Annotated in this window: 12 protein-coding genes and 2 riboswitches; of the genes, 6 read left to right on the forward strand and 6 right to left on the reverse strand. The window is 38.2% G+C overall.

The window, feature by feature from the left end; all coding sequences use genetic code 11:
- Positions 1-10: 10 nt before the first annotated feature.
- The 3 genes from modB to HU823_RS02265 form a co-directional block, all read right to left on the reverse strand.
- Positions 11-667: a molybdate ABC transporter permease subunit gene (modB, locus tag HU823_RS02255; RefSeq protein WP_197220989.1), complete on the reverse strand. Its 657-nt coding sequence runs from the start codon at positions 665-667 to the stop codon at positions 11-13.
- Between the two features lie 312 nt (positions 668-979).
- Positions 980-1801, reverse strand: coding sequence for a MetQ/NlpA family ABC transporter substrate-binding protein (locus tag HU823_RS02260; protein ID WP_197220990.1), 822 nt, complete (start codon positions 1799-1801; stop codon positions 980-982).
- Between the two features lie 128 nt (positions 1802-1929).
- A riboswitch (SAM riboswitch) is annotated at positions 1930-2046 on the reverse strand.
- Positions 2047-2093: 47 nt separating this feature from the next.
- Positions 2094-2900 carry an alpha/beta hydrolase gene (locus tag HU823_RS02265; RefSeq protein ID WP_197220991.1) on the reverse strand — a complete coding sequence of 269 codons (807 nt, stop codon included), beginning with the start codon at positions 2898-2900 and terminating at the stop codon, positions 2094-2096.
- A gap of 108 nt (positions 2901-3008) precedes the next feature.
- Positions 3009-3126, reverse strand: a riboswitch (SAM riboswitch).
- 159 nt (positions 3127-3285) lie between these two features.
- On the opposite strand from HU823_RS02265, the gene HU823_RS02270 reads away from it, so the two are divergent.
- The 3 genes from HU823_RS02270 to HU823_RS02280 are packed head-to-tail and all read left to right on the forward strand — an operon-like array spanning position 3286 to position 6980.
- Positions 3286-4797, forward strand: coding sequence for a spore germination protein (locus HU823_RS02270; protein ID WP_144699876.1), 1512 nt, complete (start codon positions 3286-3288; stop codon positions 4795-4797).
- 16 nt (positions 4798-4813) lie between these two features.
- The gene (locus HU823_RS02275; RefSeq protein WP_144699874.1) at positions 4814-5908 is read left to right on the forward strand and encodes a GerAB/ArcD/ProY family transporter; all 1095 of its coding nucleotides are present in this window, start codon (positions 4814-4816) and stop codon (positions 5906-5908) included.
- Positions 5901-6980, forward strand: a complete 1080-nt coding sequence (locus HU823_RS02280) for a Ger(x)C family spore germination protein (protein WP_197220992.1) — start codon at positions 5901-5903, stop codon at positions 6978-6980. The genes HU823_RS02275 and HU823_RS02280 overlap by 8 nt, the downstream gene beginning before the upstream one ends.
- Before the next feature lie 298 nt (positions 6981-7278).
- Here HU823_RS02280 and HU823_RS02285 read toward each other — a convergent pair whose 3' ends face one another.
- Together HU823_RS02285 and HU823_RS02290 are read right to left on the reverse strand one after the other, a co-directional pair.
- A complete protein-coding gene (locus HU823_RS02285) occupies positions 7279-7797 on the reverse strand; it encodes a hypothetical protein (RefSeq protein WP_197220993.1) in 519 nt (172 codons plus the stop codon).
- Positions 7798-7950: 153 nt separating this feature from the next.
- Entirely contained in the window at positions 7951-9339 is a 1389-nt protein-coding gene (locus HU823_RS02290; protein ID WP_197220994.1) for a bifunctional metallophosphatase/5'-nucleotidase, read from the reverse strand.
- Positions 9340-9426: 87 nt separating this feature from the next.
- Here HU823_RS02290 and HU823_RS02295 point away from each other — a divergent pair, with 87 nt between their 5' ends.
- Genes HU823_RS02295 through HU823_RS02305 form a run of 3 tightly spaced genes read left to right on the forward strand, consistent with a single transcriptional unit; the run spans position 9427 to position 10718 of the window.
- A complete protein-coding gene (locus HU823_RS02295) occupies positions 9427-9975 on the forward strand; it encodes a GNAT family N-acetyltransferase (RefSeq protein WP_197220995.1) in 549 nt (182 codons plus the stop codon).
- A 4-nt stretch (positions 9976-9979) separates the two neighbouring features.
- Entirely contained in the window at positions 9980-10156 is a 177-nt protein-coding gene (locus HU823_RS02300) for a hypothetical protein (protein WP_197220996.1), read from the forward strand.
- Positions 10157-10160: 4 nt separating this feature from the next.
- Positions 10161-10718, forward strand: coding sequence for an NUDIX hydrolase (locus HU823_RS02305; protein WP_231607239.1), 558 nt, complete (start codon positions 10161-10163; stop codon positions 10716-10718).
- 40 nt (positions 10719-10758) lie between these two features.
- Here the strand turns inward: HU823_RS02305 and HU823_RS02310 are convergent, their stop codons facing one another.
- Complete coding sequence (locus HU823_RS02310; protein WP_197220998.1) at positions 10759-11541, reverse strand: class I SAM-dependent methyltransferase; 783 nt, start codon at positions 11539-11541, stop codon at positions 10759-10761.
- Positions 11542-11568: the final 27 nt, after the last annotated feature.

Genomic DNA, 11568 nt, shown 5'->3' on the forward strand with positions numbered 1-11568 from the left:
CCTCCTCATATTAAGCCCTTATACGATTAACAGCAATGAGCATTAAAAATGAGATACCGATAACACTACATACCCACATCCAAGCAAGCTCCATATTTCCTGATTCTATCGCAATATAGATAGCAGTGGATATTGTCTGCGTTTTTCCAGGTATGTTACCAGCAAACATAAGTGTTGCACCAAACTCACCTAATGCGCGAGCAAAACTTAGAATAGCACCAGATGTGATGGCCCTAACAGAAAGTGGTACAGAAATTTTCCGCAATACATCCCACTCGTTTGCCCCATCAACTCGCGCTGCGTTTTCAATATCTGCGTCGATCGATTCAAACCCCGCTTTTGCGGATTGATACATGAGTGGAAATGCGACAACCGCAGACGCAATAACGGCTGCCCACCATGTAAACATGATTGGTTGGTTAAAGAGCCACTCTACTAGCTGTCCCCCTGGACCATTTCGACCGAATAGAACGATCAACAAGAAACCTACAACCGTCGGGGGTAGTACAAGCGGAAGTAAGAAAATTGTTTCAACGAAAGTCTTCCCTTTGAACTTTTTATGAGCCATGATCCTACCAAAGAAAATCCCTGCAAGAATCACGATCAAAGAAGCTGTCACCGCTATGCCGAGTGATAATTTGACAGGTGACCAAAAATCAATTGCCATTTTCCTTTTCCACCCGCTTAATAAAATGTTGTGTAAGCTGAATTTGTCCGTCTTCATCATATCATATCGCGCTTTGATGGGTTTTGTTGAAGTCGGATTTGTCGAACAGCCTTTATTTTTGAATCTAGACTTAATTCATGTCTAGTTCGACTTAATTAATGTCCAGTACGACCTAATTTTCTTATGTAAGACTTAATTTTTCAATTTTAGACTTAATTAATAAAAAGAGACTCCCAAAACTTTCTACAAAACCCTCTATTCATAAGAAAAGCTGTCTAGATGAGCCCGATCATCTAGACAGCGTTATAACACTCACTCTTTTACAGCTAACACTGAACCTTTGTACTCTTTATCAATAAAGTCGGTAATTTCTTTTGAATGAAGTACTTCTAATAATGTCTTAATCGACTTTTTATCTTTGTCACCTTCACGAACCGTGATGATATTCGCAAATGGTGAATCAGATCCTTCCAATGCGATTGAGTCTTTCTTCGGATTCAAATCTGCATCAATTGCATAGTTTGTATTGATTACAATCGCATCGCCTTCATCGTTCTCGTACGCTTTCGTTAATAGACCTGGATCGATGTCTGCTACAAACTCTAAGTTTTTCGGATTTTCTATAATATCGCTTATCTGAGCTTCGTAGCCTTTTCCTTCTTTTAGTTTGATTAGTCCTTCTGCTTCAAAGATTGAGAGGATACGCCCGTGCTCAGCAATTGAGTTGCTTAAGATTATCTTCCCTCCATCTGGAATGTCTTTTAATGATTTATGTCTCTTCGAATAAACGCCCATCGGCTCTAAGTGAACAGCACCAGCATTCTCAAACTTGTATTTTGGGTTATCTTTTACTTGCTGAGTTAAATATGGAATATGTTGAAAATAGTTCGCATCTATTTCTTTTTCGTAAAGTGACTTGTTCGGTAAGATGTAGTCCTGGAATTTAACGATTTCTAATTCTATACCTTTATCCTCTAAAAGTGGCTTCGCTTGCTCCAAAATTTCAGCATGCGGTACGTTTGATGCTCCAACCACAAGCTTTTCTGTTTTTTCTCCACCACTTGTAGATGAGCCACAAGCTGCTAATACGAATACTGCCAAACTTGCGAATAATACTTGGATGATTCTTTTCATATTCTGATCCCCTATCCATTAGTTTCTATATATTCTTTGATAAAAGCTCTTGTAAGAGGTGGTACAAAAAAAGCCTCCTGTTCTCATAAAAGAGACAGAAGGCTTCTCGAAAAAAGTTTCCGATCATCCTCTCATCTCTCAGTGTGACCACTGTTAGATTTAGCACCGTTTTCATATTGACTATTCAACATGAATGGTTGCCGGGCTTCATAGGGCTAATTCCCTCCACCTGCTCTCAATAAGAGTATTCCTATCAAATTACTTTGTATTATTACAGGTATTCAAAGAAATGTCAAACACTTTTTTTCAAATTATTCTGAACAGAAACATGTACATTCTTCAATAACCATTCTGAAGTGGCAGAAATAAGTTTATCGAAGTGGTCAATAGAAGAATATGTGTGATTAGCACCTTCTATCAGCACTATTGAGCTCTCGCCTTTGTTTCTTTTTCTTGATTTTTCAAAGTACTGAGAGCAATAACTTGAAGATATTACCGGATCATCTGTGCCATGGACAAACAGTGCGTTTCCGCGAAACTGTTTGATGTCTTCAAAGGGAGAATATGCTTGAAGTGAAAGTAAAAATTCTTCGGTTATCGCATACCCTAAATGATCGATCACGGGGTGCTCTCCATTATAGCCAACTATTTCTTTAATATCTCCAAATGGATTTCCTACAGCAGACCAAGTAATTACATTACGAACTCGCTTATCATCTGTTACAGTGCAAACTGCTACTGCACCACCTAAACTATGTCCGATTAAGGTTATTGCATTTTGATCAACATTTGGGAGTCTGCTCCCAAAAGAAATCACTTTCTTCGTCTGATCAATAAAACAAGCAAACTCATTATCTCCATATTCCCCTTCACTCTCACCGCAGCCAGCATAATCAAACCTCAGTACAGCAAACCCAAGTTTAACAAGTGCTTGAGCTGTTTTTACAAACAGACGGTCTACTCCAATTCGTGTACTCGTAAAACCGTGGCAAATGATGATCAAAGGGAACTTCTTTTCACCTTCAACGTTCCATTTAGGAAAATGAATGGTGTAAGCCAATTTTCTCCCTTTCCACGATATACAATCCGACGTAACCATATCACCCACTCCTTTTTTCTTAATTGAAATTCACTTATCAAGCATCATAGACGAAAAAAAACCGTGTTCATTTAGAGAACACGGCTTTATACATAGTATCCGTTCGTTCTCTCATCTCTCAGCAATAACTGCTGTTAGATTTAGCACCGTTTCGGTCAAAAAAAAGTTCATCCGATGGTTGCCGGGCTTCATAGGGCTAATTCCCTCCGCCTGCTCTTAATAAGAGTTTGGTTATTAATTTAATGATAATCATAGGCTAATTGTTAATGGTTGTCAATGTTATATACCATAACGGCACATTCCGCCTAACAGAATATATTTATGTACCTAGGAAATGCTAAACAAATGTAGTAGTTCACGACGTAATAACGAACGGGTGATATCAATGATATTTTTTAAGAAGAAAAAGAAAAAACAACAAGAATCAAATAGCGTTTCTACAAAAGGTTCATTGACATTCCCAGAGCTTATGAAAAAGTTAACGGCTTCCGCTGACTTTTCTACCGTTAAGCAATCATCACTCAGCACATTTTATATCTCTTATTATAAAACCCTTGTAAATCCTGAATTTGTTCATCGTGATTTATTACCGTATATAACAGAAATCCCTCTAAAAAACTTAGACGATATTCAGAAGCATCTACCGTTAGATGGAATGGTCAAAACGAATGATGTTCATGACATCGCGAACAAAGTAACAGCAGGCTTCATTCTCATTCAAATGAACAAAGACGACCCTGAAGGTTTGCTCGTTCCGAGTCTATCAACTGAAAACAGACAGATCTCGATTCCTGAAACTGAATTTAGCGTTGTTGGCCCAAAGGAAGCATTCGTTGAATCATTAGATACCAACCTAAATTTAATTCGCAAACGACTTCCCATTCCAGAATTTACAGTAAAAGAAGTTAGGGTTGGAAAACTTTCAAAAACGAGAGTAGCAATTATCTACATCGACGGAATCGCTGATGAAGAAAATGTGAATACCGCTATTCAGCGTGTTAACGATATCGAATACGACCATGTCGTAGATAGTTCTTATATCAATCAAATGATTTCAGACAACGAGAACTCTCCTTTTCCACAGCTCATCGATACAGAACGACCAGATCGAGTGGCGAGTGTTCTATCTGAAGGAAAAGTGGCGATTATGGCTGACGGATCACCACATGCATTGACTGGTCCAACAACGATCGTAGAGTTCTTTTCGGCATTTGAAGATTATTTTCTCAATTGGACGCTCGCTTCTGTTATTCGATTGATCAGATTGATGGCGGTTATGTTCTCTGTGTTATCTTCGCCGCTTTATGTAGCTGTTTTAACGTTTCATTATGAGATGATTCCAGAAAACCTTCTAGCTACACTTGTGGCTTCACGTAACGATATTCCGTTCCCGCCTATATTAGAAGCTATCGTACTAGAGCTTTCGATTGAATTACTTCGTGAAGCTGGTGCGAGATTACCATCTAAAGTCGGCCAAACGATCGGTATCGTTGGAGGTATCGTTATCGGAACGGCAGCGGTTCAAGCTGGTTTAACAAGTAACGTTCTGTTGATTATTGTAGCTCTAGCCGCACTCGCTTCTTTTACAACACCTGTGTATCAGATGAGTAACACGATTCGTTTACTTCGCTTTCCCTTTTTATTATTTGCACAGTTCTTAGGTCTACTTGGTGTTGCGATCTGTTTTGCATTTATTGTTTCACATCTATTAAAGCTTACTTCTCTCGGAAGACCTTACATCGCACCCTTATACCCACTTCGTGCAAATGACTTAAAAGATGCACTAATACGAATGCCGTTCAGTATGCAAAATAGCCGTCCGTCATTATTAAGACCACAAGATAAGGCAAGAATGAATAAAAAACGAGCAACAGCAAAGCATGACATAGAGGACTAAAAAATGAGGGGTATGTATGTCTCAGATCAGTGTAAACAAACAGATATCACCTTACATGGCTTTTTATATGGTCACAACGATGCAGATTGGAGTAGGTATTCTGGGGTTCGAGCGTTATATCGCTAAATCAGCAGGACATGATGCATGGATTTCTGTAATCATTGGAGGTCTTTCATTTAATGTGTTGATCTGGATGATCTATCGTCTCCTTACGAAAGAGAACGCTGATATCATTGGGGTACACAGAAACTTATTCGGTAGATGGATCGGCGGTGCGTTAAGCTTTCTTCTCTTGATTTATTTTAGTTCAACGATTCTAACAGTACTTAGGACGTATATTGAAGTGATTCAAATCTGGGTGTTTCCTGAACTAGGTACACCGATAATTTCCATTATTCTGCTGGGCTTGGCATATTCCTACGTAATAGGAGGAATCAGGGTTGTTGCAGGTCTATCCGTTTTAGGCTTTTTTATCTCTCTTCCTTTATTTTTACTAAAATATTACGCGTTAAAAAACGCGCATTATACTAATCTTTTACCCATTTTAGATCATTCCTTTAGCGAACTGATGGCTGCAACAAGAGGAGTCACCCTTGATTATTTAGGGTTAGAACTCATTTTGCTATACATGCCCTTTTTAAAACAACCAGAAAAATCACAGAAGTGGGCTCATTTTGGAAATCTATTCACGATGTTTACTTACCTTATCACTGTTTTTGTGTCCTTTGTCTATTTTAATCAAGAACAGCTTCAACATACAATTTGGGCGACTTTAACATTGTGGAAAATTGTTGACCTCCCTTTCGCACAGAGATTTGAGTATGCAGGCATCGCGCTATGGCTTTTTGTGATACTGCCTAACCTCTGTATAGGTTTGTGGTCAGTTAGCCGCGGAATTCACCGTTTATATAAGATCAAGCAAAAAAGTGCGTTACGTACAATGATTCTCGTTATTTTTATATGTTGCATCTTAGTCGTTGACCGCCAACAAGTAGACATACTGAATACAAAAGTTTCTCAGATTGGATTTTATATTCTGTATGCATATATTCCGTTTTTATTTGTTATCCAGCTGATTTCAGGAAAAGTGAGGAAAACAAAAAATGGCTAAGAAAAAGTTGCTCATCATTTTCACTTTAATCCTATTATCTGGCTGCTTTCCGAGTAAAAAAATCTTAGAAGATGTTCAGCTCGTCTCAGCAGTTGGTTACGATTATAAATCAAACAACCAAGTAGAGTTGAACGGGATGGTAGCTATTCCTCAGCGAGGAGAAGATATACCTCCAATTTCACAAGTGTTTACAGCAACCACAAATACGAGCAAGATGGCAAGAGCGTTGGAACAAGCTGAATCTCCTAAACCTTTTGAAATCGGACGATTAGAAATTGCTCTTTATAATGATCGGTTAGCTGAAAAAGGAATTTATGATCTAGTCGACACACTTCAGCGTGACCCTTCCTTAGGTCGCGATCTTTATATGGCCATCGTTAATGGAAGTACGAAAACATTATTAAAGCAGCAGTATCCTCTTAGTGAAACGCCATCTAAGTATCTGCTTCAGCTTTTAGATCAAAATATGAAAGCAAACATACCAAAGTCAAACATACATGATTTTTTGTATAGATATTACGGAAAAGGGATGGATCCAAACTTGCCACTCATAGAGAAACAAGGAGATCGAATTAGAGTAGTAGGAACAGCTCTATTAAAAGACGATAAAATGGTTGGGCAGCTGAAACTTGAAGATTCATTTCTTTTAAAGCTTCTCATGGAACCCTTCGAAAAAGGTATCTATGAAGTGAAATTTAAAAATAATCAATTTTTCACCATTCAAAATCTGAAGTCTAAAGTAGAATATCGATTCAAAGACGTAAAACGATCGCCATCAGTAGACATTTTTGTTCATGTAAAAGGACGCGTAAGTGAAGCACCCAAAATCCCTGTTAGTGATCCATCTCTTATCGAGCAGCTTGAGCGCGCTACAGAAAACGCAATGAATAAACGGATCAATAAAATCGTCAAGAAGTTACAAAAAGCAAAGGTAGATACGATTGGATTAGGCGATCTGGCGAGAATCAGAACACGAGGATTTGATTTCAAACATTGGGACGATCAATATCCAGATATTCCAATCAACGTTAAAGTGAATGTGGAAATTATACAGGCAGGGATTACGGAGTAGCATGGTATCTAGGGACATATATGGCGTTAGTGAGGTGTTAGGCGGCGAATTTAGATTTGTCGAAAATCGGATATATTATTTTATCCGTGAAATTTTCTAGCTTATACGTGAATATATTGCCATTTACCGTGAAATTATTTGGAATTACCGTGGATATACGGTTTAACAATTTCACTTGTATGTTTCGTGCGCACATTCATTTGCAATTTCCATCTCAAATGGACATGACTCAATAAAAAGAAGCTTTCCCTCAACTTTCTCCTCCCATTGAGTAAAAAGCTTCTTTTATTGATTAATTTCAGCTACCAGAGCTTCCCACACCAGCACTTGCAGATGATGAGTTGCGTTTTTCGATCGCATTTACACCCATAACTACAGCAATCAGCTCTTCTGTTAATAAATGATTCGAGTTATGTTTTAACTCATAAGCAGAAGCTTGGAAAAATCCATTCACTTTTTTAAACGTCGCCACTTCCGCCTTATTCTCATCTACAAGGATATACTCTTTTGAAAAAGCAGGAGCTTCAATTTCATAATTTTGTTCATTTGTCATATAACGATATTTTTTAGAAAATAACGCAAATGAGGATTTTACCATGCCGAGTTCCTTGCCATCAGGTTGTTTAACGACCCACTTTCCTGATAAAAAAGGAAAGCTACCTTCCACGATTACCCTTCCGGATTCATCCTCTATACTTACTCCTGATGAAAATGCGCTTTTTAGATCTAGGACTCCAAGTTTCTGTTGCTCGCCATTGAATATGTCAGTTTTTCCTGATGAGAAAAAGGTATCTTTAAAATATACACAATTCTCCATGATAGCCAACCTCCTAGTCCAAGATTTGAACTTATTTCTGTTGTTCCTCTAACTGCTGAAGTCGTTTTTCAATTTTCTTTCGTTTTTCTATTTCTTGGAAAACAAAAATGAAGGCTGTCGAAGCCATACAAAACGTAACCCATTCCACGGTGTTCACCCCTTAATCTTTTGTAGTTCAGTAAATCTTGTATCAAAAGCTCTTCTTACAAACTCTGTTTTGTCGGCATAAATCTTGATAATTTCTTTAATCTCTTCTGGTCGGTAATACTCGTTTCGGTTGGTGGCAAGTGAAGGATAGCCTGACCCTCGGTGAAGATAATCTGATGAAGCAACAGAGTACCATCTTCCTTCATCAATTGTTTCACCGCCTATCTTCATTTCAACCACTTTTAATCCATCAAAAACAACTTTTGCGCCTGAAATATGCAGTCTCCCTACATACTTCCCTCTGAAACCCGGTCCTTTTCCATCTTTTAAGCAATGTTGGACATCAAGGGATTGTTGAACGGCTTCCATAATATATTTACCTTGAATCTCGAAGGAGGTTGGATTCAAAGGAGATGGGCAGATCTCTATCATTTTTTTATGAGAAAGATAAGAAAAGATTCCAGCGTTAACAATCCCACTGTTTATCAAACCTATATCGGTATTGAGCATATCCTTTAAACCATCTGCGATAAGATTTGTGATCGGATTCTCACTAATCACATCGTGCCATAACGGTTCATCAATTCTATACAAAGGTTTCCCTAAAATCTCAATGGCGGTTTCTTTACTTCGTTTAAGAATGGATAAGATCTTTTCGTCTGGTTTCGAATCTTTTGTACAATAAACCGCAGATTGTAAAAGGGTTTTATGTGTTCCGTTTATTTCAAGTTCTAATACACCAATATGTTCACCAAAGTTCCCGGCACTTACGATGAACGTATCATTAACTACTTGTGCTTCTTTATATAGAACGTGATCATGCGAAGAAACGATTACGTCGATGCCAGATATCTCTTTAGCTAATTCTGTATCCGCTAGCGTTCCAACATGGTTCAGAAGGATGCACAGATCGTATTTCCCACGGTTACGTTCCAGTTCTTCAGCTATAGCGATAATGTAGTTTTCACCATGAAATCCTAATCCCTCATTAAAAGCTCCTAAGTCAGGTGAAGCGCCAGTTACGAAAATACGAAGTCCATTTTTCGTGAGGAGCATACTCGAATGAACGCCAGGAATCGTCTTCTTGTCTTTCTTGAGAAGGTTGTTGCTGATAAATGGAACTGAACTTTGAGTGGCCATATGTTCTAACGTCTTTGCCCCATTAAACATCTCATTGTTGCCGACCGTTAATAAATCATAACCAGCGGCACCGAGAAGCTCAACCGCAGCCAACCCTCTTGTACCTTGTAGTTCGATGCTTTTGAAATCAGCAAAATCACCTGCATCCACCAGTAAAGTGTTTTCGTCTTTATGCTGATTTATCAAGGTTACTGCTTTCGCAAAGTTATCAAAATGACTGTGAAGATCGTTTGTATGTATGATTTTTATCTTCATAAATCCCCCAAAATTATATAAGATTACCTTTACAAATAATGGTATCATAAAATTAAAGTAAATGTTCAAAAAATACGGAGGAATGGAATGTCATATCACGATAAGGAATTACGTATTCGACCCATCATAGAAGGAGACCTCCCCAAGCTTTGGGAACTCATTTATAAAGAGAAGGAACCAGAATGGAAACTATGGGATGCTCCATATTTTGAACACAAACAAATTCCTTTTGATGAATTTATGTGGAACAAAGATCACTATGTGAACCATGATCAACGGTGGGCAATAGAAGTCGCTGGTGAGTTGGTTGGAACCGTGAGCTATTATTGGGAGCACGAGCCTTCTCATTGGTTAGAGATGGGAATTGGAATCTACAATCCCAAATATTGGAGCGGTGGATATGGAACTAGAGCTTTTATTCTGTGGATCAATCACTTGTTCAACACGCTTCCGCTCGTCCGAGTTGGGTATACAACATGGTCAGGAAATGAACGGATGATTAAAGTTGGTGAAAAACTCGGCATGAAAATGGAAGGAAGAATGAGAAAATGCCGCTATTACAATGGAGAATATTATGATTCCATCAGGATGGGTATTCTTCGGGAAGAGTGGAAATCATCCACATTAGGAGGATAAGAGCATGGAGATTCTATTAGCACTATCAGGTTATGTCATTTTATTCTTCGTGATATATCTAGCGGTGAGAACTGGAATTAATGACTCTAAAAACCTTACACATATAAAGAATGAACTATCTACAATAAAAAACGAGTTAGAACTGTTACGCAAGAAATCAGTAAAGCATGAGGAGGAATGATCTTTTGGCAAGATGGAGCACCATAACATCAGAATATATCTACAAAACTCCCTTCGGTCATCTAAGAAAAGACAGCTTCGAGCTGCAAAATAAAGAAGAACCCATTGACTATTATGTTCATGAATATCCTGACTGGGTGAATGCAGTCGTTCTAACAAAGGATAGCCAAATTTTACTTGTTGAACAATACCGTCATCCTGGCAACGACTTCTTTTTAGAAGTTCCGGCTGGAAAAGTTGAAGAAGGTGAATCCTATGAGGAGGGGTTCATAAGAGAGGTTCAAGAGGAAACAGGCTACACTTCTCTAAAAAAACCAATCCTACTTGGAGAATTTACGGTAAACCCTGCTACCCAAACTAACAAGGTAATAACGTTTCTAATCTTAGATGCCTTCCAGTCATCATCTCCAAACTTAGATGATAACGAAGACGTAACGGTTAAGATTTTCCCTTTTGATGCTATAGAAGAACTAATAGAAGACAAAAAAATCACACAATTGTTTACCGTAAGTGCCTACTTTTTTGCCAAGAATTATCTATCCAAAAATAAAGAAAAAAACTAGCTTAGTTGAGTTTATACCTCTAGGCTAGTTTCTCCCCTCTTTACTTAAGTTTCATTTTAACCGCGCGTGTTGCTACAAAACTTTTAATATAGGTATCAATCGCTCTGATTCCACCAAAATCATCTTCATATAATCCTGTAATCACGAAACCTGCTTCAATCTGTCCTTGTATTTGGTCCTCTAACGTATGCCCAAATTCAATCGTTTCATCAGCCTTAAGATACGCAGACTTCTCTTCTTCAGTCATAGAATCGAGAGTGGAATAAGGAATGCTGTTACTTACCACTAAATTTCCCTTTTGATCTTCTTCATCATCAAAAATAAACAGCAATGGATTCGTAAAACCAGAGATAAGTACGCCTCTATCTTTTAAAACACGAGATGCTTCTTTCCATACGGGAGAAATATCCTCCACAAACACATTCGCCACAGGATGAACGATCAAGTCGAACTCCCCATCATCAAACATGGAGAGATCAGACATATCTCCTTGTATTACTCTTAAACTCAAATTGTTTGCTTCTGCTACCAATTGATCATTTTCTAACTGTTTCTTAGATATATCGATAACAGTAACATCTGCCCCAGCAGCAGCTAACACAGGACCTTGTTGACCTCCTCCAGAAGCAAGACAAAGAATCTTCACCCCGTTTAACAACTCTGGAAACCAACCTCTAGGAACTGGTTTTTCTGTTGTAACGGTAATACGCCAATCTCCTAATTTACTTTTTTCGATTACATCATTCGAGACAGCCTTCGTATAGCTCACACCATCTTCAACCTTTTTATCCCAAGCCTTACTATTGTGTTTAACCGTACTCATCTCTAAAACTCCTAGTCATAATTTAGT

The organism is Fictibacillus sp. 18YEL24 (assembly GCF_015903855.1).
In the GTDB taxonomy this organism is placed as follows: Bacteria; Bacillota; Bacilli; order Bacillales; family Fictibacillaceae; genus Fictibacillus; species Fictibacillus phosphorivorans_C.

Bases quoted from the DNA above. Each gene is read 5' to 3' on its own strand.
- modB (WP_197220989.1), bottom strand. From the start codon at position 667: ATGGCAATTGATTTTTGGTCACCTGTCAAATTATCACTCGGCATAGCG.
- HU823_RS02260 (WP_197220990.1), bottom strand. From the start codon at position 1,801: ATGAAAAGAATCATCCAAGTATTATTCGCAAGTTTGGCAGTATTCGTA.
- HU823_RS02265 (WP_197220991.1), bottom strand. From the start codon at position 2,900: ATGGTTACGTCGGATTGTATATCGTGGAAAGGGAGAAAATTGGCTTAC.
- HU823_RS02270 (WP_144699876.1), top strand. From the start codon at position 3,286: ATGATATTTTTTAAGAAGAAAAAGAAAAAACAACAAGAATCAAATAGC.
- HU823_RS02275 (WP_144699874.1), top strand. From the start codon at position 4,814: ATGTCTCAGATCAGTGTAAACAAACAGATATCACCTTACATGGCTTTT.
- HU823_RS02280 (WP_197220992.1), top strand. From the start codon at position 5,901: ATGGCTAAGAAAAAGTTGCTCATCATTTTCACTTTAATCCTATTATCT.
- HU823_RS02285 (WP_197220993.1), bottom strand. From the start codon at position 7,797: ATGGAGAATTGTGTATATTTTAAAGATACCTTTTTCTCATCAGGAAAA.
- HU823_RS02290 (WP_197220994.1), bottom strand. From the start codon at position 9,339: ATGAAGATAAAAATCATACATACAAACGATCTTCACAGTCATTTTGAT.
- HU823_RS02295 (WP_197220995.1), top strand. From the start codon at position 9,427: ATGTCATATCACGATAAGGAATTACGTATTCGACCCATCATAGAAGGA.
- HU823_RS02300 (WP_197220996.1), top strand. From the start codon at position 9,980: ATGGAGATTCTATTAGCACTATCAGGTTATGTCATTTTATTCTTCGTG.
- HU823_RS02310 (WP_197220998.1), bottom strand. From the start codon at position 11,541: ATGAGTACGGTTAAACACAATAGTAAGGCTTGGGATAAAAAGGTTGAA.